This window comes from Jannaschia sp. W003 (assembly GCF_025144335.1).
GTDB lineage: Bacteria > Pseudomonadota > Alphaproteobacteria > Rhodobacterales > Rhodobacteraceae > Jannaschia.
On the sequence record NZ_CP083539.1, the window covers coordinates 2550227 to 2573253 of the forward strand.

Genomic DNA, 23027 nt, shown 5'->3' on the forward strand with positions numbered 1-23027 from the left:
GATGTACCACTACGACGATTTCGACCGCGCCTTCCTCGCGGAGCGCAACGCGCAGTTCCGCGCCCAGGTGGCGCGCCGCCTCGACGGCTCGCTGACCGAGGACGAGTTCAAGCCGCTGCGGCTGATGAACGGCGTGTACCTGCAGCTCCACGCCTACATGCTGCGCGTGGCTATCCCCTACGGGACGCTCTCGTCGGCGCAGATGCGCATGCTGGCCGAGCTCGCGACACGCTGGGACAAGGGCTATGGCCACTTCACCACGCGCCAGAACATCCAGTACAACTGGCCCCGGCTGGTCGACATTCCCGACATGCTGGACCGGCTGGGCGAGGTGGGCCTCCACGCCATCCAGACCTCCGGCAACACGATCCGCAACGTGACCGCCGACCACTTCGCGGGGGCGGCCGCCGACGAGATCGCCGATCCGCGCCCCGTGGCGGAGCTGGTGCGTCAGTGGTCCACCGACCACCCGGAGTTCCAGTTTCTGCCGCGCAAGTTCAAGATCGCCGTGACCGGCAGCCCGAACGACCGCGCGGTCACCCGCGCCCACGACATCGGCCTGCGCATGGTCGAGCGCGACGGCGAGCCGGGGTTCGAGGTGCTGGTGGGCGGCGGTCTGGGCCGCACGCCGATGATCGGCAAGGTGATCCGCGAGTTCCTGCCCCGCGCGGACCTCCTGCCCTACTGCGAGGCGATCGTGTCGGTCTACAACCGCCTCGGGCGCCGCGACAACAAGTACAAGGCGCGCATCAAGATCACCGTCCACGAGACCGGGCTGGAGGCGTTCCGCAACGCCGTCGAGGCGCGCTTCGACGAGGTGCGCGCGCTCTTCACCGGCGAGGACCAGGCGCTGCTGGCGGACCTCGAGGCCCAGTTCGCGCCCCCCGCCTTCCGCGAGGCGGACGCGCTGCCGCCCGTTCTCGACCCCGTGCTGCGCTCGTGGATCGACACGAACACGGTTTCGCACCGGCGCGACGACCACGCGGTCGTCACGGTCTCGCTCAAGGCCCACGGCGCCACGCCGGGCGACGCGACCGCCGATCAGATGCGCCTGCTGGCCGACCTCGCGGACGCCCACGCCTACGGCGAGCTGCGCATAAGCCACGAGCAGAACGTGATTCTTCCGCACGTGCCGCGCGACGCGCTGCCCGCGCTCCATGCGGCGCTGCGGGACGCCGGCCTCGCCACCGCCAACGTCGGGCTGGCCTCGGACATCATCGCCTGCCCGGGCATGGACTATTGCGCGCTGGCCACGGCCCGCTCGATCCCTGTCGCGCAAGGCATTGCCACCCGGCTCGAAGAGCTGAAGATCGAGCACGACGTGGGCCACCTCAAGATCAAGATCTCCGGCTGCATCAATGCCTGCGGCCACCACCACGTCGGACACATCGGAATCCTCGGACTGGATCGGGCGGGCGTGGAGAACTACCAGATCACCCTCGGCGGAGACGGCACCGAGACCGCCGCCCTCGGCGAGCGCACCGGCCCCGGCTTCGCCTACGACGAGATCGTGCCGGCCGTGGAGCGCCTGATCACCGCCTATCTCGACCTGCGCGAGCGGGACGACGAGACGTTCCTCCAGACCTTCCGCCGCCTCGGGATGGCGCCCTTCAAGAGCGCCCTCTACGACAAGGAGCGCGCCCATGCCGCTTGACGCCCACGCCCTGCTGGCGGCCCGTGCCGCCGCGCTGTCCGCCGAGCACGAGGGCGCCCCGGCCGAGGACGTGCTGCGCGCGGCGCTCGGACTGGGGTCCACGGCGCTGGTGTCGTCGTTCGGCGCCGACTCGGTGGTGCTGCTGCACATGGCGGCGCAGCTGGATCGCGCCGTCCCGGTGCTGTTCCTCGAGACCGGCATGCTGTTCCCCGAGACGCTGGCCTATCAGCGCCGCGTGGCCGAGACGCTCGGGTTGGAGGACGTGCGCGTCATCCGCCCCGCGAACGAGGACCTGTTCCTCTACGACCCCGAAGGCGATCTGCACGGCCGCGACCCGGACCTGTGCTGCACGCTCCGCAAGGTGCGCCCGCTGGAGCTGGCGGTGCAGGACTTCGACGCCGTGGTGACGGGCCGCAAGCGCATGCAGGCCGGCACCCGCGCCGCGATGCCGCTGTTCGAGGCCGAGGGCGGGCGCATCCGCGCCAACCCCCTCGCCGCCTGGACCGGCGCCGAGCTGGCCGCCTATATGGACGATCACGCCCTGCCCCGGCATCCGCTGGTGGCGCAGGGCTACCCCTCGATCGGCTGCGCGCCGTGCACCACGAAGGTGGCGCCGGGCGAGGATGCCCGCTCGGGCCGCTGGCGCGGGCGCGAGAAGACCGAGTGCGGCATCCACTTCGCCGGGGGCGTCGTCGTGCGCCCCGACGGCTCCGTGGCGACGGGAGGCTGACCATGCCCATCATCCGCGACGACGGCTTCCACGCCGACGACCTCGACGCGCGCTTCGTGCCGCTGGCCGAGTTGCCCGCCAACGGCCCCGTGGCGGTGGACGTGGGCCCGGCCGACGACCTGGACGCGCTGCTGGACCGCCTCGCCTGCATCACCGTGGTGCGCGTGGCCTTCCCGAGTTTCTCGGACGGGCGGGGCTTCACGATCGCCCGGGTCCTGCGCCGGGCGGGCTTCGAGGGGCGCCTGCGCGCCGCCGGCCACGTGATCGCCGACCAGTACGCGATGGCCCGCCGCTCGGGCTTCGACGAGGTCGAGATCGACGACGCCCTCGCCGCGCGCCAGCCCGAGCCGCAGTGGCTCGCGCGGGCCGACTGGCAGGCTCACGACTACCAGGCCCGGTTGGGACGGCGGCGCGCCGGATAGCCGCGCCCCTCCCGCTGGAGTCCCCTTCCTTCACCGAATAGAGGTGCGGGCCAGTCCCGCAATCCGAGACCATGAACCAGATGACCGCCGTTCCGGCCGCCAAGCCGGCCACCCCCGCCCTGCCCGACGCCCAGACCGTGACCGCCGTCACCCACTGGACCGACTGGCTGTTCTCGTTCCGCGTGACGCGGCCCGCGAGCTTGCGCTTCCGCTCGGGCGAGTTCGTGATGATCGGGCTGATGGGCGATCCGGACCCGAAGACCGGTCGCCAGAAACCGCTGCTGCGCGCCTACTCAATCGCCTCGCCGTCCTGGGACGACGAGCTGGAGTTCTACTCGATCAAGGTGCAGGACGGCCCGCTGACCTCGAAGCTCCAGCACATCCGGCCCGGCGACGAGATCATCCTGCGGCCCAAGCCCGTGGGCACGCTGGTCCACGACGCGCTGCTGCCGGGCAAGCGCCTGTGGCTCTTCGCCACCGGCACGGGCTTCGCGCCCTTCGCCTCGCTCCTGCGCGACCCAGAGACCTTTGAGCGCTTCGACGAGGTGATCGTCACCCACACCTGCCGGGACGTCGCCGAGCTGGCCTACGGCCGCGCGGTGATCGACGGCCTCCGTTCCGACGAGATGGTGCGCGAGCTGCTGGGCGAGGAGAACCTCGCTAAGCTGCGCTACTACCCCACCACCACCCGCGAGCCGTCCGAGAAGATGGGCCGGATCACCGACCTCCTGCGCTCCAGCGAAGCGCTGCGCGACCTCGGCGTCGACCGCATCTCGCCCGAGACCGACCGCGCCATGGTCTGCGGCTCGATGGGGCTGAACACAGACATCAAGGCGATCCTCGAGGGCTTCGGCCTGGAGGAGGGCGCGAACTCCGACCCGAAGCACTACGTGGTCGAGAAGGCCTTCGTGGGCTGACGCCGGCACGCCCAGCGGAACGACCAGAGGGCGCCCCGCGGGGCGCCTTTCGCATGTTCGAGGCGCGACCGAAAAGGGCCGCCCCGAAGGGCGGCCCAATCGTCGTGCCGGAGCGCTCGAATCACTCGATCTCGAGGTCGGTCCGGATGCGCTCGATCGTGGCGTCGACCAGCGAGGGGTCGTCGCGCGCCTCCTCGACCGCGGTGCGCAGCGAGGTCCGGGCGTCGGCGTCGAGGTCGCTCTCGTCGATCAGGACGATCAGACGGTCGGCGTCGAACGTCTCGGGGGTCAGCAGCTCGGCGATCTCCGCGTCGGCGTCGACGGTGCCCTCGGCCGGCGTGATCGGAACCGTGGTGGTCACGACCTCGGGATCGTCGTTCTCGACGGCCTCGCCCGCGTCGTCCACCGCCTCGGCGGTCGCGTCGGCGGCATCGCCCACGGCGTCGGCGGTCGCCTCGGCAGCATTCTCGATCGCGGCGCCGGTGGCGGCGGCCGCATCGGAGGCGGCGTCGCCCACGGCGTCGGCAGCGGCTTCCACCTCGTCGGCGGCTTCGTCGACCTCGGCGGCGGCTTCGTCGCCGACCACGGTCACCTCGTTCTCGAGGACCACGGCGTCGGAGTCGGCGGCGTCGGGCGCGGCGTCGGCGGGAACCTGCGGCTCCTCCTCGGCGACCTCGTTCGCTTCCTCAAGCGACGAGGCGGCGTCCTCGCCGGCCTCGGTCAGCGGCGCGGCCTCGTCGACCACGGCCTCGACGTTGGCTTCGGGCTCGGCGTCGGGATCGACGTCGACGACCACGGCGTCGCCTTCCACCTCGGTGGTCAGCGGGCCGTCGACCGGCGCGTCGGCCACCTCGGCCCCGTCGTCGAAGCGCGCGATGACGATCCAGGCCAGAACGGCCACGACCACCACGGCCAGACCTACGATTACGTTGCGGGACATGTGCGTCTCCCCTTCCTTCGGAAATCACGACCGCGTGACGGCCGCACTCGGGGGGACAACCACCCCGCCCCCCGGGGGTTCCGCACCGCAGCGACGCGATCGCAACTTGAAGCGCGGGCCCGGCGCCGCTACCTTGCCGCCCTGATCGCGAACAATCCCAGGAGCCACGACCATCGCCCGCAGACCACACCACGCGCCGCCCGTGCGCGACACCGGCCCCCGCGCCAACGACAAGATCCGCGCCGTCGAGATCCGCCTCATCGGCGCCGAGGGCGAGAACCTCGGGGTGATGAGCCCGTCGCGCGCCCGTGCGCTGGCCGAGGAGGTCAGCTTGGACCTGGTCGAGATCAGCCCGAGCGCGAACCCGCCGGTCTGCAAGATCATGGATCTCGGCAAGTTCAAGTACGAGCAGCAGAAGCGCGAGGCCGAGGCTCGCAAGAAGCAGAAGACGATCGAGGTGAAGGAGGTGAAGTTCCGCCCCAACACCGACACGCACGACTACGACGTCAAGATGCGCAACGTGTACCGCTTCCTCGAGGACGGCGACAAGGTGAAGGTCACGCTCCGCTTCCGCGGCCGCGAGATGGCGCACCAGAACCTCGGGCGCGAGCTGCTGGAGCGGGTGGCCGAGGACGTCAAGGAGCTGGGCAAGGTCGAGAACATGCCCAAGATGGAAGGCCGCCAGATGGTCATGATGATCGGGCCCCAGCAGCGCTGAGGCCGGTCAGTCCCGCCCGGGATCCTCGCGGGGCGCCTTCGGGCGCCCTTTCTCGTCCGCGCCCTCCGCATCGTCCGACGGAGGCGCGGCGGGATCGGGCGCGGCGGGATCGCCGGCGACGGGTGGGCGCTTGCGGGTCACGGGCAGCCTCCGGAAACGAGGAGGCGCGCATTCCTGGGGAAGGGAATGCGCGCCGGGTCTTCCGGACCACGCCGGCGGGGGAAAGCCGCGGGTCCGTAATGAGGCGGGGTCTCGCGCGGTGCCTCCGGGTGGGGAGGGAGGGGGGAAGGTCGGCCCCGCGCGTCCGTCTCTATGCGGGGAGAACCGTGCGCCGGGGCATTGGTTCCGGCGCCCGGCACAAAAACCGCGCGATGGGCGGATCGTCGCGCTAGCGCCCCTCGCGCGGCTGGGGGCGCGTCGGGATCTCGCCGAGCAGTCCGCCCACGCCCATCGCGGCGATGTCCGCCCCCGTCACCGGCACGCCGCAGACGAGGCGCTCCAGCACCCAGTCCGCGCCGTTGAGGGCGGGCGAGCGCGCGCAGCCCGGCAGGCCGATCACGGGGCGCCCCCCGAGATCGCCCAGGAACAGGAGGTTGCCCGGATCGACCGGCATCCCGAACCGCTCCAGCCGCCCGCCCGCCGCGCGCAGGGCCGCCGGTCCGACGTCGCGCGGGTCGGACGTGGCCGAGGCGGTCAGCACGAGCAGGAAGTCGGCCCCCGCCTCCCCCATCGCCGCGGCGAGGGGCGCTTCCGCGTGGGGCACCTCGCGGACGGCGCATTCCACCCCCAGCCGGTCGAGCCGCGCCACCACGGGGCCGTGCTTCGAGGGTGCGCCCGGCAAGGTCGTCACAAGCAGCACCGCGCTCCGCAGCACGGGCGCGCGGACCCTCAGCGCGCCCCGCGCAGCCTCGGCCGCCGCCTCGACGGCCGTGCCCGGTGCGCCGTAGGCCACGATTTTCACGGTGGCCGCCATGGTGCCCGCGGCCACGCGCTGCCACGGCGGCAGGGTGGCGACGGTGATGGCCGGGTCCACCGCGTTGGCGCGGTCGATGGCCGCGCGGTCGACCTCCAGTACGCCCGGTCCCTCGGCGTGGAGGTTGGCGCGCCCCGTGAAGGCCGCGCGCCGCGCCAGTCCCTCGCCCTGCATGGCGGCGGCGACCGCGGTGGCTGCGGCATCCTCGCCCACGTCGCCTGGGTCGAGCCGCGCGGCGATCACGGACGTCAGCCCGGCGGCCTGCAACGCCGCGCGCTCGTCGGCGCCGATCACCGCGCCCTTGCGCAGGCGTCCCCCGGGGGTCGTGGCAGAGTGGGCGAGGATCGCGCCCTCGGCGTCGTCCACCGGGACCGGGCCGAACCTCACCGCGTGGGACCACGGCGCAGGGCCTGCGTAACGGCGCCCAGCACCGCCACCGCGATTTCGGCGGGCGTGCGCGCGCCGATGTCGAGGCCCACGGGCGCGTCGATCCGCGCGATGGCCGCGGCATCCAGCCCCGCCGCCTCCAGCCGGGCGACCCGCTTGGCGTGGGTGCGCGTGGAGCCGAGCGCGCCGACGTAGAAGGCGTCCGAGCGCAGCGCCACCTCCAGCGCCGGGTCGTCGAGCTTCGGGTCGTGGGTCAGCAGCACCACGGCGGAGCGGGCGTCGGGCGCGAAGCGCCGCATCGCCGCGTCGGGCCAGTCATGGTCGAGCGCGGTGTCCGGAAAGCGGGCCGGGCTGGCGAAGGCCTCGCGCGGGTCGATCACGGACACCGCGTAGCCCATGATGCGCGCCATGGGCACGAGCGCCTGCGCCACGTGCACCCCGCCCACCACCGCCATGCGCAGGGGCGGCGCGAAGAGCGCGCGGAACCGCCGCCCGTCCTCCTCGAAGCCCGAGCGGTCCTCGCGCACCCGCGCCTCCAGCCCCTCGGCGACGGCCCGGACCTCGCCGGTCTCCACGTCCGTCTCCAGCGCCGCAGGATGCGCTGCTTCTCGCTGCGCCTGAACCGCCCGCAGCGCGTCGAGCACGGCGGGCACGACCGGTTGCAGCAGTATGCGGATCGTGCCGCCGCAGGCCAGCCCTACAGCGAAGGCCTCGTCGTCGCTGACCCCGTATTCCAGCACCCGGTGGCGCCCGTCGCCGAACGCGTCCAGCGCCTCGGCCACCACCGCGCCCTCGACACAGCCGCCCGACACGGACCCGACCAGCTCGGCATCCTGGGAGATGGCCAGCACCGCCCCACGCGGGCGCGGCGCCGAGCCCCAGGTCTCGACGACGGTGGCGAGCGCGGCCTGCCGTCCGGCGTCGCGCCAAGCGATGATGGCTTCGATGGGGTCCCGTTCCATGCCCTACCCAAACAGCAAGGGCCGGGGTCTCTCAACCCCGGCCCTGCCCCCGCTTTGGTCGCGGATCAGTTGGCGGCTGCGACCCGCAGGAGGTCCGTGACCCGGCGCGCGACGGCGCGGCGGTTGGCCTGCTCGGAGGCTTGCGTCGGCACCTTCAGGAAGCGCTCGCCGTAGCCCTGCACCACCATGTTCTCGACCGGCACGCCGAAGTACTCGTTGAGCGCCAGCGCGAGGCTCTCGGCCCGGCGGTCCGAGAGGGCCAGGTTGTAGGCCGCATCCCCCACCGCGTCGGTGTGCCCCTCGATCAGGAACACCTCGCGCGGGTTGGCCCGGATCTGCGCCTTCATCTCCTCGGCCAGACCGGTCAGCGCGCCGGCCTGGTCGGGCATGATCGCAGCCGAGCCGCTGGCGAAGGTCACCGCGTCAAGCTCGATCGCCGGCGCGAGCGCGCGCACCTCGGGGATGGTGCGGATCTGCGCGAGGGAGAAGGCGCGGTCCACGCCCGCCTCGCGGGCGAGGGCCATGCGCAGCGCGTCGTCGCCGCCGTCGCGGGTCGAGGCCGTGGGGCGGTACTCGGGCAGCTGCGAGACGTCGACCTGCTCCACCGGGGCGGTGTCGTCGATCAGCGCGTACTCGGTGCCGTCGGCGGCGATCAGCGTCCGGCGCAGCACGCGTAGCGACGCGTCGCGCACGGTGATCACGCGGCTGCCGTCCTCGCGGGTGACGATCGTGCGGCTGGAGCCGTCGTCGAAGCGCTCCGTGCGGACCGTGGAGCCGGGACGGCGCAGGAGCGCGTCGTCGTCCTTCAGCACGGTCAAGTCGCCGTCGGCGCGCTGCACCACGACCCGGTCGCCGCTGTTCGACACAACGCGCGCGCGGTTGTTCAGCAGCGTGCCCACGGCCAGCGCGCCCAGCGCGCCCAGCGCGAGCTTCTGGGTGTCGGACAGGCCGCCCCGGTCGTCGTCGGTGACCACGGCTTGGGTCGCGAAGTCCTCGGAGGCGGAGCGGACGTCGGCATCCGTGACCTCCTCCTCGGTGACCTCCGCGTCGGCCGAGGCATCCTCGTCGGACGCCGACAGCGCGGCGGCGGCGGTGGGCTCGGCGGCCGCGGCGTCGTCGCTGCCGGTCTGCGTGTCGAGCGAGGAAAGCGCCGCCTCCGCTTGGTCGCGCGCGCGCTCCTGCTCGGGCGTCAGCTCGGGCTCGGGACGGGCCGCGACCTCGGCCGCCGCCTCGCTCTCGGGCATAACGGTCTCGGCCTCGGCAGCCGGCTCGGCCTCGGCCTCGGCTTCCACTTCGGCCTCGGCGGTGGTCTCCGCCTCGGCTTCGGGCTCCGCCTCGGCGGTGGCGGTGGCGGCGTCGGGAGTCGCGCCGGCGCCCACGGAGGCGTCCTCCTCGGTTCCGGCCTCCTCGGCGGCCTCCTCCATCGCCGCGTCCGATCCGGCGTCGGCGCCCTCGGTCTCGGCGGTCACCTCGGTGTCGGGGTCGTCCGCGACGGTGCCGTCCACGGTCGTGACTTCGCCATCGGCGACGCCGTCGCCCACGGTGGCGGTGCCGGTGCCGGCATCCTCCGGGATCACCGCGACCTCCTCGGCGTCGGGGTCGCCCGCGGGCTCCTCGACGACGGGCATCTCGGGGTTCTCGGCCACGTCCGTCGGCGTGGTGTCCTCGGTCGGGTCCTGCGCGGTCTCGGCGTTCTCCTCCACGGGCGACTCGACGGTTTCGGGCGCCACGGCGGTCTCGGCCTCGACGGGCGCTTCGGCGGCCTCCTCGAGCGCGGCCTCCTCGTCGATGGGCTCGTCGGCGGCGGCCTCGATATTGGCGATCACGCTCTCGGCGGTGGCCTCGTCCACGGCGCCGGCCTCGGACGTGTCCGCGCCGTCGTCCGCCTCCGCTCCGGCGGGATCGGTCTGGCCCTCGGCGCGGGCGTCGGCGCCCTCCTCCTCGGTCACGGCAGCGACCTCGGTGTCGGCGGTCTCGGCCTCGGCCTCGTCCATCTCCACATCAGGCTCTGTGGTCTGGGTGTCGTTGGACCCCAGCAGCCCTGCCACGCCGTCGGAGGCGGCAACGGCGGCGAAGCGCTCGGCGCCGGCGGCGTCGCCCGGCGCGAGGCCGATCCCGGCGAGCGCGGACTCCAGCTCGGGCGCGGCGGGCACGAGCTGCGAGCCGTCGGCGGCCAACACGGCGCCGCTCGCGTCGAGCGTGGCGTCGGGGTGCTCGTTCAGGAGCGCGAGCCCCTGCTCGCTGAGCAGCAGCACGCGGGCGCAGAGCGCGAGGCGGTCCACGGCGATGCCCTCGTCGAGGCAGCGCGCCGCGATGTCGGGCACGGGCATCTCGATCAGCGCGCCGGGCAGGAGCTGGGCGGAAGCGGGCAGCGGCGGCAGCGCGAGGGCGAGGCCGGCGGCGAGGGCGGTGGCGGCGCGAAGACGCGCGGATAGGGTCTGGACGGGCATGGGCGGTGGGCTCCCTTGAGTTGTGCGGACCACAACCCCTTGCCGGCGCGGGACGTTCCGAAGCGGGCCGCGATATCGGATGGCCGGGCGGCGTCAGCGCCTTGCCGTGCCCCGCTCCGACAGCGCGGCGGCGAGGCCCTCGAAGGCGGCGATGTTGTGGCCCGCGCGCAGGAGGTCGACGTGGGGCAGGATCGCGCGGATGCCGGCGGCCTTCGGCGCGAAGCCGTCCCAGCGCAGCAGCGGGTTGAGCCAGATCACCCGGCGGGCCGCGAGGTGCAGGCGCCGGGCCTCGAAGGCAAGCGCGTCGGCGTCGCCCCGCTCTAATCCGTCGGTCACGAGCAGCACCACGGCGCCCTGCCCCATGACGCGCCGCGACCAGTCGCGGTTGAAGGCGCGCAGGGCCGCGCCGATGCGCGTGCCGCCGTCCCAGTCCTGCGCCTCGGCCCCGGCGGCGGCGAGGGCGGCGTCCACGTCGCGGCCCCGCATGTGACGGGTGATGTTGGTCAGCCGGGTGCCGAAGGTGAAGGCGTGGACGTCCGCCCACCCCTGCCCTTCCGCGTTCGAGACCGCGTGGAGGAAATGGAGCAGCGCCCGGCTGTAGGCCGACATGGAGCCGGAGATGTCGCACAGGGCCACGAGGTTCGGCCAACGCCGCCCCGGCGTCGCGCGCCGGATGTCGCGCAGCTCGCCCTTGCGCATCGCGGCGCGCAGGGTGGCGCGGCGGTCCACACCGCCGCGCACGTCCGCGGCACGGCGGCGGGTGGGGATGGGATCGACCGGCAGGCGCAGGGTCGAGAGGATGCGCCGCGCGCGGGCCATCTCGGCGGTGGACATCTGCTCGAAGTCGAGGGTCCGCAGCGTCTCCCGGCCGCTCGCCGTGGCGGCGGCGTCGATCTCCACCTCCTCGGGTGCCTCCTCCTCGCGCGGCTCGGGCGTCTCGCGGTCTGCGTCCCCCAGCAGCGCCTCGGCGGCGCGCTTCTCGGCCGCCCGCGCGCGCCGCTCGTCCTGCACGCCGCGTACCGTGGGCGTCAGCAGGCCCATCATGTGCTCCAGAAACCGCGGGTCGCGCCAGTAGAGGCGGAAGAGCTGCCGGAAGACAGCGCGGTGCTCGGGCCGGCGGACGAACACCGCCTCCAACGCGTGGGCGAAGTCGGCGCGCTCGGTGAAGCCTGCCGCGGCGACGGCCTCGGCGGCCAGGATCACCCGGTCGGGACCGGCGGGCACCCCGGCGCGGCGCAATGCGGCGGCGAAATGCGCGATGTTGCCGGCGAGGCGCGGGTTCTCGGGGAGGTCGAGGGGGATGTGTTCCACGGCGTGCGATGCCGGGGGGCTAGCCCCCCGGACCCCCCAAGGTATTTCCGGCAGGATGAGGGAGGGCCATCACGCCAACTCCGCCCGGACCTCGTCGAGGATGCGCCGGGCGTCGGAGCCCTGGAGGCGCTGGATGTCGTCCTGATACTTCAGGAGCGCGCCAAGCGTGTCGGCGATGACCGCAGGTGACAACTCGATCATGTCGAGGGCGAGCAGGCACTTGGCCCAGTCGATGGTCTCGGCGACGCCGGGCTTCTTGAACAGGTCCTCGGTGCGCAGGCGCTGCACGAAGGCGACGACCTCGCGGCTGAGCGTCTCGGACGCCTCCGGCGCGCGGGCGGCGAGGATCTCCATCTCGCGGGCGTGGTCGGGGTAGTCGACCCAGTGGTAGAGGCAGCGCCGCTTGAGCGCGTCGTGCACCTCGCGCGTGCGGTTCGAGGTGAGGATCACGATCGGCGGCTCGGGGGCGCGGACCGTGCCCGTCTCGGGGATCGTAACTTGGTAGTCCGACAGCGCCTCCAGCAGGAACGCCTCGAACGGGGCGTCGGTGCGGTCGATCTCGTCGATCAGCAGCACCGGGGCGCCGCCGGGCTGGGGGCGCATCGCCTCCAGGAGGGGCCGCGCGATCAGGAAGCGGTCCGAGAACAGGTCGGGCGGCGCCTCGTGGGTCGCCTCGGCGCGGCGGATCGCCACCATCTGCGCCGCGAAGTTCCACTCGTACACGGCGGAGTGGGCATCCAGCCCCTCGTAGCACTGCAGCCGGATCAGGCGCCGGCCCAGCGCCGACGCGATCGCCTTGGCGATCTCGGTCTTGCCCGTCCCCGCCTCGCCCTCGAGGAACAGGGGCCGCCGCAGGCGCAGCGCGAGGAACGTCACCGTGGCGAGCGCCCGGCCGCAGACGTAGTCCTGTCCCGCGAGGGCGGATTGCACCGCGTCGATGCTGTTCATGGGTGTGCTCATGGGACGGAGGAGGCGCAGTCCGTGCCGGCGCGGTCAAGCCGACCAAAGGCGCATGGGCGCCCGCGCGTTGCGGGAGGGGTTCGCGAGGGATACAACCCGCGGCGACAGAGGAGCCACCCCATGAAAGACGCCGCCATCCCGCCGCACGCCGGCCACGGCCCCGACCTCGGCCCCTTCGACTGGGCCGATCCGCTGCGGCTGGAGGACCAGCTGAGCGAGGACGAGCGGATGCTCCGCGACGCCGCCGAGAGCTTCGCGCAGTCCACGCTGCAACCCGTCGTCCGCGAGGCCTACGCCAAGGAGCTGGACGCGCCCGAGCTGTTCGCGAAGATGGGCGAGGCCGGCCTGCTCGGCGTCACCATTCCCGAGGAGTACGGCGGCCTCGGCTCGACCTACACGACCTACGGGCTGGTCGCGCGCGCCATCGAGCGCGTGGACTCGGGCTACCGCTCCATGATGTCGGTGCAGTCCTCGCTGGTGATGTATCCGATCCACGCCTACGGGACCGAGGCCCAGAAGCGGAAGTACCTGCCGGGCCTGGCGGCGGGCGAGCTGATCGGCTGCTTCGGCCTGACCGAGCCGGATGCCGGCTCCGATCCCGCGGGCATGAAGACCCGCGCCGAGAAGATCGATGGCGGCTACCGCCTGACCGGCTCCAAGATGTGGATCTCGAACGCGCCCTTCGCGGACGTCTTCGTGGTCTGGGCCAAGTCCGACGCCCACGACGGCAAGATCCGCGGTTTCGTGCTTGAGAAGGGAATGAAGGGTCTGTCGGCCCCGCGCATCAAGGGCAAGCAGAGCTTGCGCGCCTCGACCACGGGCGAGATCGTGATGGACGGCGTGGAGGTCGGCGAGGACGCGCTGCTGCCGGACGTGCAAGGACTGAAGGGTCCGTTCGGCTGCCTGAACCGCGCCCGCTACGGCATCGCCTGGGGCGTGATGGGCGCCGCCGAGGCCTGCTGGATGGCGGCGCGCCAGTACGGGCTGGATCGCAAGCAGTTCGGCAAGCCCCTGGCCCAGACCCAGCTGTTCCAGCTCAAGCTGGCCGACATGCAGACCCAGATCGCGCTGGGCACCCAGGCCGCGCTGCGGGTGGGCCGCCTCCTCGACGAGGGACAGGCCGCGCCGGAGATGATCTCGCTGATCAAGCGCAACAACTGCGGGCAGGCGCTGCACGTCGCGCGGCTGGCGCGCGACATGCACGGCGGAAACGGCATCTCCGAGGAATACGGCGTGATCCGCCACATGATGAACCTCGAGACCGTGAACACCTACGAGGGCACCCACGACGTCCACGCCCTGATCCTCGGGCGCGCGCAGACCGGCCTGCAGGCGTTCTTCTGACGCCCCCGCCGGCGGGCCGCCTCAGTCGGCCCGCCGCGCCTCCACCGAGATCCGTACCTCAATCTCGTCCGATATGAACGGCGCGAAGCGGCCCGCGTCGAAGTCCGAGCGCCGCAGCGTCGCGGTGGCGTCGAAGCCGATCCACGGCACCCGCTCCATCGGGTGATCGCCCCGGTGGTTCAGACGCGCCTCCAGAACCACCTCGCGCTCCACCCCGTTCAGCGCGAGCACGCCGGCGATGCGCCCGGTGTCCTCGCCCGTCACCTCGATCGCCGTGGAGCGGAACGTCGCCTCGGGGTTCTCGTCCGCTCCCAGGAACTCCGCCGAGCGGAACGCCTCGTCGCGGGGCTCCCAGCCGGTGAACATCGCGGCCAGCGGAATCGCGACCTCCACCGAGGAGGCCGCGGGGTCGTCCGGGTCGAACACGATCGTCCCCGCGAGGTTCGACAGCAGCCCCCAGGTGGTGGAGTAGCCGAGGTGCTCGAACTGGAACAGGATCTGGCTGTGATCGGGCGCGAGGGCGTAGCGTTCCGGCTCCGCAGCGGCGGGCGCCGCGAGCGTCGCGGCGAGGAGGAGGGATCGGATCATCGGCGGTCTCCCGGGGGGGCGTCGGCGCATCCTGCCCCGCCCCGCGCCGCGTCCGGCCTCACTTCGGCGTGTGCGGCGCGGCGCGGAACCATCGCCCGCCGCGTCCGTTGTCTGCCCCGAGTGCTTCACCGCACAGAAACAACGACAGGAGAGACACATGATCCGCACCCTCGCTTCCGCCGCCCTCGCCACCGCGATCGCCGGCCCCGTGCTGGCCGATGCCCACATGATGGACATGGCCGACTACATCCGCACCCGCGACATCACCGGCGGCCCGGTCTACTCGATCGCCAACAACTACGACGAAGCCACCTGGATGGACATGGAAGACCGTGACTCCTACGGCTACAACAACTACGCCTACGGCACCGACTACGACCAGATCGGCGAGATCGAGGACATCATCCTCGACAAGTCGGGCCAGATGGTCGGCCTCGTGGCCGAAGTCGGCGGCTTCCTCGACATTGGCGACAAGCACGTGATGGTTCCCGTGGGCGACCTGCGTCTCGTGGCGGTCGACGACGCCACCTACAGCTATGTCACGCGCCTTAGCGAAGAGCAGCTCGAAGAGCTACCCTCGGTGGACGAAGGCTTCTTCGACTGATCCAACGACCCACGTCGGATGACGTGAGAGGGGGCCTTCGGGTCCCCTCTTTCGTATGGCCAACCGCCCGGCACCGCTGCGAAAATCGGGGCCGTGCGGCAACTTAGCGGTGGAAACGCAAACCCGCCTGTGCGATTGGACAATGCAACCGGCGCGCGAGAGGCGCCGATCCGGTCGCCAGGAAGCGAGGTCCGACCATGGGAAGCGATGCCGACGATCGCGCCACGCCCAGGGATCGCCTGATCGTGGCCTTCGTGCTGGTGCTGTCGGTCTCGGCGACGGTGGCCGGCTTCCTCTTCGAGCGGGGCCGCACCCACGAGCGCAACCAGGTCATGTTCGCCGCCGCCGCCGACGACGTCCGTCACGACCTCCAGGCGACGATGAACGCCTATGCGCAGTTCCTGCGCGGAGGCGTCAGCCTGTTCCGGTCCTCGGGCGCGGTCAGCCGGGCCGACTGGCGGCGCTACGTGGACGACCTGGCCATGGGCGAGACCTATCCCGGCGTTCAGGCGGTGTCCTACAACGCGCTCCTGCGCGGTCCCGGTGCCCTGGCCGACCTCGTTCGCGCCACGCGCGGGGACGGCATGGGCGAGTTCGAGGTGCGCCCCGGTGGCGCGCGCTCGCTCTATGCGCCCATCCTCTACCTCGAGCCGATGAGCGCGCGGAACGAGCGGGCGGTGGGCTTCGACATCCTTTCCGAGAGCCACCGCGGGGCCGCCGTGCGCCGCGCCATCGAGAGCGGGGAGCCCAGCCTATCGGCGCAGGTCACGCTCGCGGGCGGCGACGCCGACGCCGGCGACGGCCGATCCGAGGCGGGCGTGTTGCTGGTGCAGCCGGTCTACCGGACCGGCGCCGACGTCTCCTCCGCCGAGGAGCGGCGCCGTGCCGCCACGGGCCTCATCGTCAGCGTGTTCCGCATCCCCGACCTGATGGAGAGCGTGCTCGCGGGCCGGGCCGACGGCGACCGCACCGCGATCGCGGTCACGCTGCGCGACGTGGACCCCGACGCCTCCCCGACGCCGATGTACGGCGATGCCGGCACGGGCCGGTACGCGACCGAGAACGCGATGGCCCTGTTCGGCCGCGAATGGCAGTTCCGCGCCGTCTCTACCCCGCGCTTCGAGGCCGCGCTGCCGGCGCACAGCGACTACGTGATGCTGGTCCTCGGCCTGATGGTCTCGTTCCTCCTGACCGCCGTGGTCTGGGCGCAGGCCATGCGCGCCCGCCTCAGCCGCCGCGCCGCGGCCACGATCGCCAGCAGCCACGGGCAGATCGAGGTGCTCATGGACGAGGTGAACCACCGCTCCAAGAACCTCCTGACCCTCGTGCAGGCGATCGCCCGCCAGACCCGCGCCGACGACCCCGGCACCTTCACCCGGACCTTCGGCGAGCGTCTCGGCGCCCTGAGCAAGAGCCAGGACCTCCTGGTCCGCAGCGGCTGGAGCGCGGTCGCGATCCACGAGCTGGTGCGCTCGCAGCTCGCCCACTTCGCCGACCTCGTGGACGACCGCATCGTGATCGAGGGCGAGGACTTCGGCCTCGACGCCGAGACCGCGCAGACCCTCGGCATGGCGCTGCACGAGCTGGCGACCAACGCCAGCAAGTACGGGGCATTGTCGAACGACGGCGGCGTGGTGCGCATCGCCTGGCGCTTCGAGGGCACCGGCCCCGCCGCGCGCTTCCGCATGAGCTGGACCGAGCGCGGCGGCCCGCCCGTCGCCAAGCCCTCGCGCCGCGGCTTCGGCACGAAGGTCACCGACATCATGGCGCGCGCCGCGCTTGGCGGCGAGATCGAGACCTGCTACGCCCGCGAGGGCTTCGAGTGGCACCTCGCCTGCGACGCCGACCGCATCCGCGCCACGGACGGCGGCCGCGGCGTCCTCGCCGGCGCGTCCTGACGCACGCGGGCCTTGCGCCCCGGCGCGCGCCCGCTATACGCCGTCCGTCCCGCCGCGACCCCGAACCGCGCGGCCCCTCGTGTCCGGAGGGCGGGACGACGTCCGGACGGTGAAGCCCGCCAGAGAGAGATGGAGACGGCATGCCGCTCTACGAGCATGTGATGATCGCGCGTCAGGACCTGTCCAACGCGCAGGCCGAAGGGCTGAACGAGCACTTCGGCGCGGTGATCTCGGACAACGGCGGCACCGTCGTCGAGACCGAGTACTGGGGCGTCAAGACGATGGCCTACAAGATCAACAAGAACCGCAAGGGGCACTACAGCTTCTTCCGCACCGACGCGCCCGCCGCGGCCGTGCAGGAGATGGAGCGCCTCGCCCGCCTGCATGACGACGTCATGCGCGTGCTGACCATCAAGGTCGACGAGCACGAGGAAGGCCCCTCGGTTCAGATGCAGAAGCGCGACGAGCGGGACGACCGCCGCCGCGAGCGCCGGTAAGGAGACAGGCACATGGCAACCAAACCCTTCTTCCGCCGTCGCAAGTCCGATCCCTTCGCGGGCCCCAACGCCCCCAAGATCGACTACAAGGACACCCGTCTCCTGCAGCGCTACATCTCCGAGCGCGGCAAGATCGTGCCCTCGCGCATCACCGCCGTGTCGGCCAAGAACCAGCGCCGGCTCGCCCAGGCCATCAAGCGCGCGCGCTTCCTGGCCCTCCTGCCCTACGCCGTGAAGTGAGGAGCTGAGATCATGCAAGTCATCCTTCTCGAGCGCGTGGCCAAGCTTGGCCAGATGGGCGACGTCGTCGACGTCAAGCCCGGCTACGCCCGCAACTTCCTCTTGCCCCAGGGCAAGGCGCTGTCGGCGTCCGACGCCAACGTCGCCGCCTTCGAGGGTCGCAAGGCGCAGCTCGAGGCCGACAACCTCGAGTCCAAGAAGGAGGCCGAAGCGATGGCCTCCCGCCTCGACGGCCAGAAGTTCGTGATCATCCGCCAGGCCTCCGACGCCGGCGCGCTCTACGGCTCGGTCACCACCCGCGACGCCGCCGATGCCGCCACCGAGGCCGGCTTCACGGTCGCCCGCGGCCAGGTCTCGCTGCAGAAGCCGATCAAGGACCTGGGCATCCACCCGGTCACGGTGAAGCTGCACCCCGAGGTCGAGGTCGAGATCCTCATGAACGTCGCCCGCTCCCCCGAGGAGGCCGAGCTTCAGGAGGCCGGCAAGTCGATCCAGGAGCTGGCCGCCGAGGAAGAGGCCCAGGCCGAGTTCGAGATCAACGAGCTGTTCGACGATATCGGCTCCGCCGCCTCGGACGACGAGGACGGCCTCGTGGAGACGCCCGAGAGCCGGGCCGACCGCGACGACCAGCCGCGCTGAACCCGCACTGCACGACCACCATCGGGGCCGCCTTCGGGCGGCCCCTTTGCGTATCTGACCCTTGCATGACGGGCCGGGACGGGCCTTCATCTCCCCGCACTCACAGGGGGACCATCATGCTGAACCGTCGCACCTTCCTGCACGCCGCCGGCGCCGCCGGCCTCGTCGCCGTGCATCCCTTCGCCGCCCGCGCCCAGGCGAACCAGGCGCACCTGCGCATCGCCGAGACCACGGACCTTCACGTCCACGTCTGGCCCTACGACTACTACGGCGACAAGCCGGTCGACACCGTGGGCCTCGCCCGCACCGCCGCGCTGATCGAGGACGTGCGCGCCGAGTCCGGCAACAGCCTCGTGCTCGACAACGGCGACTTCCTGCAGGGCAACCCGATGGGCGACTACATGGCCTACGAGCGGGGGCTGAAGGCGGGCGACGTCCATCCCGTGATCGCCGCCATGAACGCGGTCGGCTTCGACGCCGCCACCATCGGCAACCACGAGTTCAACTACGGCCTCGACTTCCTTGACAAGGCCGTTGCCGGGGCCGCCTTCCCGGTGGTGCTGGCCAACGTGGTCAAGGAGGAGGGCGCCCAGATCACCGCCGACACCACGCTGGTGCCGCCTTACGTGATCCTGGAGCGCGAGCTGACCGACGGCGCCGGCGAGGCGCACCCCATCAAGATCGGTGTGATCGGCTTCACGCCCCCGCAGGTCATGCAGTGGGACCGCCGCCATCTCGAGGGCAACGTGACGGTCCGCGACATCGTGAAGGCCGCCGAGGCCTACGTGCCGCAGATGAAGGAGGCGGGCGCCGACATCGTGGTCGCCCTCTCGCACTCCGGCATCGGACCAGCCGAGTACGAGGAGATGATGGAGAACGCCTCCGTCCCCCTCGCAGCCGTCCCGGGCATCGACGTGGTGCTGACCGGGCACCACCACCGCGAGTTCCCGGGCGACGCCTACGCGGACGTGGCGAACGTGGACGCCGCCGCCGGCACGATCCACGGCAAGCCCGCCGTGATGCCCGGCTTCTGGGGCAGCCACATGGGGCTGGTGGACCTGATGCTGGAGCGCGACGGGAACGGCTGGCGCATCGCCGCCTCGGAGCAGACCCTGCGCCCCATCGCCACCCGGGGCGAGGACCGCTCCTGGACCCCCACCGTGGAGAGCGTGGACGCCGTGCTGCAGGCCACCGAGGCCGACCACGAGGCGACGCTCGCCTACGTGCGCCGCGCCGTTGGCAAGACCGATGCGCCGCTCCACAGCTACTTCGCGCTCGTGGCCGACGACCCCTCGGTGCAGATCGTCTCCAAGGCCCAGCAGTGGTACGTCGAGCAACTGCTCGAGGGCACCGAACACGAGGGCCTGCCGATCCTGTCGGCGGCGGCGCCCTTCAAGGCCGGCGGCCGGGGCGGCGCGGAGTACTACACGGACGTGCCCGCGGGCGACGTGGCGATCCGCAACGTGGCCGACCTCTACCTCTACCCCAACACCGTGCGCGCGGTGCGCGTGACGGGACAGCAGGTCAAGGACTGGCTGGAGCGCTCGGCCGGCATGTTCAACCAGATCGAGCCCGGCGGCGGCGAGCAGGTGCTGCTGAACCCCGAGTTCCCGTCCTACAACTTCGACGTGATCGACGGGGTCGAGTATCAGATCGACCTCAGCCAGCCCTCGCGCTTCGACCGCGAGGGGGCGGTGATCAACCCGGACGCGAGCCGAATCGTGAACCTGACCTACGGGGGCGCGCCGCTCGACATGGACGCGGAGTTCGTGATCGCCACGAACAACTACCGCGCCGGCGGCGGCGGCTCGTTCCCCGGAGCGGACGGATCCACCACCATCCTCGAGGCGCCCGACACCAACCGCGACGTGATCGTGCGCTACATCGTGGAGCAGGGCACGATCAGCCCCTCGGCCGACGGCAACTGGACGTTCGCGCCCCTGGGCGGGACCACGGTGCTGTTCGACACCGGCCCCGGCGGCGCGGCCTACGCGGACGGCGTGCCCGGCGTGACGCTGGAGCCGGCCGAGGTGACCGAGGAGGGATTCCAGCGCTACCGCATGGCGCTCTGACCCCTTCGTGACGTGACGCGGGGCGCGGACGCCCTAGGCTCCTAGGGGAAACCCCAGATACCGGAGCCACTCATGATCCGCGCCCTGCCCGCCCTCCTGCTGGCCGCCACCGCTGCCGTGCCTGCCGCCGCCCAGACCTTCACCTGGGGCGAGCGCAACACCGACTTCGCGCCCGCCTTCCCCGAGCAGTTCCGCGCCGAGCTGGCCACCTCGGACGTGGAGCTGGAGCGCGCGCTGGTGGCCGGCAACCTCGTCCACCCCTGGGGCATCGCCGTGCTGCCCGATGGCGAGGGCTGCCTCGTCACCGAGCGCCCGGGCCGGATGCGGATGCTGATGGAGGACGGCACCCTGTCGGAGCCGATCTCGGGACTTCCCGAGGTCTACGCCCAGAAGCAGGGTGGCCTGCTCGACGTGGCGGTCGGCCCGACCTTCGCCGAGGATCGCACGATCTACGTGACCTACGCCAAGCCGATGGGCGACGGCATGTCCGCCACTGCGGCCGCGAAGATGGTACTGTCCGAAGATGGCCGTAGCGTCTCGAAGGTCGAGGATATCTTCGTGCAGGGCCCGCCCTCGCCCTCGCCCATGCACTACGGCAGCCGCATCGTGTTCCCCGGTGACGGCACGGCGGTGATCACCACCGGCGAGCACTTCACCGAGGAGGAGCGGGACTACGCGCAGGATCTCGACAAGACCTACGGCAAGGTCGTGCGCGTGAACCTCGACGGCTCGATTCCCGAGGGCAATCCGTTCGTTGGGCAGGACGGCGCCGAGGACGCGATCTGGTCGCTCGGCCACCGCAACATCCAGGGCGCCGCCGTGGACGCGGACGGGACGCTCTGGACCATCGAGCACGGACCCAAGGGCGGCGACGAGCTGAACCGCCCCGAGGCCGGGCTGAACTACGGCTGGCCCGTGGTCTCCTACGGCGAGCAGTACAGCGGCGAGGCCGTGGGTTCGGGTCAGGCGTCGATGGAGGGCATGGAGCAGCCCGTCTACTTCTGGGACCCCGTCATTGCGCCCGGTGGCATGGACTTCCACAGCGGCGACAGCTTCGCCGAGTGGAACGGCGACGCGCTGATCGGCTCGCTCTATCCGGGCGGCGTGGTGCGCCTGTCCTTCGACGCCGAAGGCCGCGTCTCCGAGGAGGAGCGCCTCCTGCGCGAGGTCGGCCGGGTGCGCGACGTGGAGGTGATGGACGACGGCTCGTTCCTGATCCTCACCGACTTCGAGAACGGCGGCGTCTACCGCATCACGCCGAAGGGCTGACGCGAGAGGGGCGCCCCGCGGGGCGCCCCTTCCACGACCGGACGGGTTGGCCGGATCACTCGGTCTCGGCTTCCAGCGCCTCGACCTCCTTCTGCAGCTCCTCCTTGGACACCGGCTTGTCGGTGACCTTCGCCTGCTCGAGGATGTGGTCGATGACCTTGTCCTCGAACAGCGGCGCGCGGAGCTGCTGGGCGGCCTGGGGGTTCTGCTGCACGAACTGGAAGAACTCGCGCTCCTGCCCCGGGTATTGGCGGGCCTGCTGCATGATCGCCTGGGTCATCTCGGCGTCGGACACCTGGACCTCGGCCTTCTGGCCGACCTCGGCGAGCAGCAGTCCGAGGCGCACGCGGCGTTCGGCGAGCTTGCGGTGCTCGTCGGTGGGCTCGATCTCGGGGTGGTCGTGGCCCTGAACGTCGGGGTTGTCCTCGTGCCAGAGCTGGTGGGCGATCTGGTTCGCCTCGGCGTCGACCAACGAGGGCGGCAGCGCGAAGTCGACCTTGCCATCGAGCTGGTCGAGGAGGCGGCGCTTCACCACCTGGCGCGCGGCGCCGGCGTATTCCTGGGTGAGGCGGTCCTTGATCTGCGTCCTGAGCGACTCGAGGTCCTCGGCGCCGTAGCGCTTGGCCAGCTCGTCGTCGACGGCGGACTCCGCGGGGGCGTTCACCTCCTTGACGGTGCACTCGAAGGTCGCGGCCTTCCCGGCCAGGTGCTCGGCCTGGTACTCCTCGGGGAACGAGACCTCGACGGCCTTCTCCTCGCCGGCGGACAGGCCGACCAGCTGCTCCTCGAAGCCGGGGATGAACGAGTTGGAGCCGAGCACGAGGGGGTAGTCCTCGGCGGCGCCGCCCTCGAAGGGCTCGCCGTCGACCTTGCCCAGGAAGTCGATCACGACCTGGTCGCCGTCCTCCGCCGCGCCGTCCTTGGTCTCGAACGACTGGGCGTTCTTGGCCAGCCCGTCGAGCGCCTCGGCGACGTCCTCGTCCGACGGCTCCACCACGGGGCGTTCCACGGCGACGTCCGAGAAGTCGACCTCGGGAATGTCGGGCAGCGCCTCGTACTCCATCGAGACGACCACGTCGTCACCTTCCTTCCAGTCCTGGTTGGTCATCTCGACCTTGGGCTGGGCGGCGGGGCGGTCGCCCGACTGCTCGAAGTGCTTCGACATGGCGCCGTCGATGCTCTCCTGCATGGCCTCGCCCATGAGGCGCTGGCCGAACTGCTTCTTGAGGAGGGCGAGCGGCACCTTGCCCTTGCGGAAGCCCTTCATCTCGATCGTGGGCCGCGCCTCGGCGAGCTTGGCGTCGACGGTGGCGGCAAGGTCGGAGGCGGGCACGGTGATCGTGTAGCCGCGCTTGAGGCCTTCGTTCGTGGTCTCGGTCACCTGCATCGCGTCATCTTCCTCGGGCACGGATGCCCGGCCGGGCCGATGGCCCGCCGGGTATGGTTTGAATC

Annotated in this window: 21 protein-coding genes; 13 read left to right on the forward strand and 8 right to left on the reverse strand. The window is 71.9% G+C overall.

Annotated elements, in window-relative coordinates; translation table 11 throughout:
• Position 1 precedes the first annotated feature (1 nt).
• The 4 genes from K3554_RS12510 to K3554_RS12525 all read left to right on the forward strand — a co-directional run bounded on the left by K3554_RS12510 (position 2) and on the right by K3554_RS12525 (position 3723).
• Positions 2-1654, forward strand: a complete 1653-nt coding sequence (locus K3554_RS12510) for a nitrite/sulfite reductase (protein WP_259940725.1) — start codon at positions 2-4, stop codon at positions 1652-1654.
• Positions 1644-2384, forward strand: a complete 741-nt coding sequence (locus tag K3554_RS12515) for a phosphoadenylyl-sulfate reductase (protein WP_259940727.1) — start codon at positions 1644-1646, stop codon at positions 2382-2384. The genes K3554_RS12510 and K3554_RS12515 overlap by 11 nt, the downstream gene beginning before the upstream one ends.
• Positions 2385-2386: 2 nt before the next feature.
• Positions 2387-2806 carry a DUF934 domain-containing protein gene (locus K3554_RS12520; protein ID WP_259940730.1) on the forward strand — a complete coding sequence of 140 codons (420 nt, stop codon included), beginning with the start codon at positions 2387-2389 and terminating at the stop codon, positions 2804-2806.
• A 71-nt stretch (positions 2807-2877) separates the two neighbouring features.
• Complete coding sequence (locus K3554_RS12525; RefSeq protein ID WP_311200332.1) at positions 2878-3723, forward strand: ferredoxin--NADP reductase; 846 nt, start codon at positions 2878-2880, stop codon at positions 3721-3723.
• Between the two features lie 121 nt (positions 3724-3844).
• On the opposite strand, the gene K3554_RS12530 is transcribed toward K3554_RS12525, so the two are convergent.
• Positions 3845-4663 carry a hypothetical protein gene (locus tag K3554_RS12530; RefSeq protein WP_259940731.1) on the reverse strand — a complete coding sequence of 273 codons (819 nt, stop codon included), beginning with the start codon at positions 4661-4663 and terminating at the stop codon, positions 3845-3847.
• A gap of 202 nt (positions 4664-4865) precedes the next feature.
• Between K3554_RS12530 and infC the strand changes: the two genes are divergently transcribed.
• The gene (gene infC / locus K3554_RS12535) at positions 4866-5381 is read left to right on the forward strand and encodes a translation initiation factor IF-3 (protein ID WP_259940733.1); all 516 of its coding nucleotides are present in this window, start codon (positions 4866-4868) and stop codon (positions 5379-5381) included.
• A gap of 388 nt (positions 5382-5769) precedes the next feature.
• On the opposite strand, the gene K3554_RS12540 is transcribed toward infC, so the two are convergent.
• The 5 genes from K3554_RS12540 to K3554_RS12560 form a co-directional block, all read right to left on the reverse strand.
• Positions 5770-6741, reverse strand: a complete 972-nt coding sequence (locus tag K3554_RS12540) for a molybdopterin-binding protein (protein ID WP_259940735.1) — start codon at positions 6739-6741, stop codon at positions 5770-5772.
• Entirely contained in the window at positions 6738-7703 is a 966-nt protein-coding gene (locus K3554_RS12545; protein WP_259940737.1) for an XdhC family protein, read from the reverse strand. The genes K3554_RS12540 and K3554_RS12545 overlap by 4 nt, the downstream gene beginning before the upstream one ends.
• Before the next feature lie 65 nt (positions 7704-7768).
• On the reverse strand, positions 7769-10153 hold the full coding sequence (locus K3554_RS12550) for an OmpA family protein (RefSeq protein WP_259940738.1): 2385 nt from the start codon (positions 10151-10153) through the stop codon (positions 7769-7771).
• A gap of 93 nt (positions 10154-10246) precedes the next feature.
• On the reverse strand, positions 10247-11464 hold the full coding sequence (locus K3554_RS12555; RefSeq protein ID WP_259940740.1) for a VWA domain-containing protein: 1218 nt from the start codon (positions 11462-11464) through the stop codon (positions 10247-10249).
• A gap of 69 nt (positions 11465-11533) precedes the next feature.
• A complete protein-coding gene (locus tag K3554_RS12560; RefSeq protein WP_259940741.1) occupies positions 11534-12424 on the reverse strand; it encodes a MoxR family ATPase in 891 nt (296 codons plus the stop codon).
• 120 nt (positions 12425-12544) lie between these two features.
• On the opposite strand from K3554_RS12560, the gene K3554_RS12565 reads away from it, so the two are divergent.
• On the forward strand, positions 12545-13768 hold the full coding sequence (locus K3554_RS12565) for an acyl-CoA dehydrogenase (RefSeq protein ID WP_259940743.1): 1224 nt from the start codon (positions 12545-12547) through the stop codon (positions 13766-13768).
• A gap of 21 nt (positions 13769-13789) precedes the next feature.
• Here the strand turns inward: K3554_RS12565 and K3554_RS12570 are convergent, their stop codons facing one another.
• Positions 13790-14356: a YceI family protein gene (locus K3554_RS12570; protein WP_311200333.1), complete on the reverse strand. Its 567-nt coding sequence runs from the start codon at positions 14354-14356 to the stop codon at positions 13790-13792.
• A gap of 157 nt (positions 14357-14513) precedes the next feature.
• On the opposite strand from K3554_RS12570, the gene K3554_RS12575 reads away from it, so the two are divergent.
• From K3554_RS12575 to K3554_RS12605, 7 genes are all read left to right on the forward strand, one after another.
• Complete coding sequence (locus K3554_RS12575) at positions 14514-14960, forward strand: PRC-barrel domain-containing protein (RefSeq protein WP_311200334.1); 447 nt, start codon at positions 14514-14516, stop codon at positions 14958-14960.
• A 197-nt stretch (positions 14961-15157) separates the two neighbouring features.
• A complete protein-coding gene (locus K3554_RS12580; protein ID WP_259940745.1) occupies positions 15158-16858 on the forward strand; it encodes a CHASE domain-containing protein in 1701 nt (566 codons plus the stop codon).
• Between the two features lie 140 nt (positions 16859-16998).
• Entirely contained in the window at positions 16999-17355 is a 357-nt protein-coding gene (gene rpsF / locus K3554_RS12585) for a 30S ribosomal protein S6 (protein ID WP_259940747.1), read from the forward strand.
• A gap of 12 nt (positions 17356-17367) precedes the next feature.
• Positions 17368-17595 carry a 30S ribosomal protein S18 gene (gene rpsR, locus K3554_RS12590; protein WP_259940750.1) on the forward strand — a complete coding sequence of 76 codons (228 nt, stop codon included), beginning with the start codon at positions 17368-17370 and terminating at the stop codon, positions 17593-17595.
• Positions 17596-17607: 12 nt separating this feature from the next.
• Positions 17608-18234, forward strand: a complete 627-nt coding sequence (gene rplI, locus K3554_RS12595; RefSeq protein ID WP_259940753.1) for a 50S ribosomal protein L9 — start codon at positions 17608-17610, stop codon at positions 18232-18234.
• 116 nt (positions 18235-18350) lie between these two features.
• Complete coding sequence (locus tag K3554_RS12600) at positions 18351-20306, forward strand: bifunctional 2',3'-cyclic-nucleotide 2'-phosphodiesterase/3'-nucleotidase (protein WP_259940756.1); 1956 nt, start codon at positions 18351-18353, stop codon at positions 20304-20306.
• A gap of 72 nt (positions 20307-20378) precedes the next feature.
• Positions 20379-21575, forward strand: a complete 1197-nt coding sequence (locus K3554_RS12605; protein ID WP_259940758.1) for a PQQ-dependent sugar dehydrogenase — start codon at positions 20379-20381, stop codon at positions 21573-21575.
• 55 nt (positions 21576-21630) lie between these two features.
• Here the strand turns inward: K3554_RS12605 and tig are convergent, their stop codons facing one another.
• Positions 21631-22962, reverse strand: a complete 1332-nt coding sequence (gene tig / locus K3554_RS12610) for a trigger factor (protein ID WP_259945948.1) — start codon at positions 22960-22962, stop codon at positions 21631-21633.
• Positions 22963-23027 lie beyond the last annotated feature (65 nt).

What these genes read in the sequence shown, in the direction of transcription:
- K3554_RS12515 (WP_259940727.1), top strand. Translation starts at nt 1,644, where the DNA reads ATGCCGCTTGACGCCCACGCCCTGCTGGCGGCCCGTGCCGCCGCGCTG.
- rpsR (WP_259940750.1), top strand. Translation starts at nt 17,368, where the DNA reads ATGGCAACCAAACCCTTCTTCCGCCGTCGCAAGTCCGATCCCTTCGCG.
- rpsF (WP_259940747.1), top strand. Translation starts at nt 16,999, where the DNA reads ATGCCGCTCTACGAGCATGTGATGATCGCGCGTCAGGACCTGTCCAAC.
- K3554_RS12550 (WP_259940738.1), bottom strand. Translation starts at nt 10,153, where the DNA reads ATGCCCGTCCAGACCCTATCCGCGCGTCTTCGCGCCGCCACCGCCCTC.
- K3554_RS12545 (WP_259940737.1), bottom strand. Translation starts at nt 7,703, where the DNA reads ATGGAACGGGACCCCATCGAAGCCATCATCGCTTGGCGCGACGCCGGA.
- K3554_RS12580 (WP_259940745.1), top strand. Translation starts at nt 15,158, where the DNA reads ATGGGAAGCGATGCCGACGATCGCGCCACGCCCAGGGATCGCCTGATC.
- K3554_RS12570 (WP_311200333.1), bottom strand. Translation starts at nt 14,356, where the DNA reads ATGATCCGATCCCTCCTCCTCGCCGCGACGCTCGCGGCGCCCGCCGCT.
- K3554_RS12560 (WP_259940741.1), bottom strand. Translation starts at nt 12,424, where the DNA reads ATGAGCACACCCATGAACAGCATCGACGCGGTGCAATCCGCCCTCGCG.
- K3554_RS12575 (WP_311200334.1), top strand. Translation starts at nt 14,514, where the DNA reads ATGATCCGCACCCTCGCTTCCGCCGCCCTCGCCACCGCGATCGCCGGC.
- K3554_RS12600 (WP_259940756.1), top strand. Translation starts at nt 18,351, where the DNA reads ATGCTGAACCGTCGCACCTTCCTGCACGCCGCCGGCGCCGCCGGCCTC.
- tig (WP_259945948.1), bottom strand. Translation starts at nt 22,962, where the DNA reads ATGCAGGTGACCGAGACCACGAACGAAGGCCTCAAGCGCGGCTACACG.
- K3554_RS12605 (WP_259940758.1), top strand. Translation starts at nt 20,379, where the DNA reads ATGATCCGCGCCCTGCCCGCCCTCCTGCTGGCCGCCACCGCTGCCGTG.
- K3554_RS12565 (WP_259940743.1), top strand. Translation starts at nt 12,545, where the DNA reads ATGAAAGACGCCGCCATCCCGCCGCACGCCGGCCACGGCCCCGACCTC.
- K3554_RS12530 (WP_259940731.1), bottom strand. Translation starts at nt 4,663, where the DNA reads ATGTCCCGCAACGTAATCGTAGGTCTGGCCGTGGTGGTCGTGGCCGTT.
- K3554_RS12510 (WP_259940725.1), top strand. Translation starts at nt 2, where the DNA reads ATGTACCACTACGACGATTTCGACCGCGCCTTCCTCGCGGAGCGCAAC.
- rplI (WP_259940753.1), top strand. Translation starts at nt 17,608, where the DNA reads ATGCAAGTCATCCTTCTCGAGCGCGTGGCCAAGCTTGGCCAGATGGGC.
- K3554_RS12525 (WP_311200332.1), top strand. Translation starts at nt 2,878, where the DNA reads ATGAACCAGATGACCGCCGTTCCGGCCGCCAAGCCGGCCACCCCCGCC.
- K3554_RS12520 (WP_259940730.1), top strand. Translation starts at nt 2,387, where the DNA reads ATGCCCATCATCCGCGACGACGGCTTCCACGCCGACGACCTCGACGCG.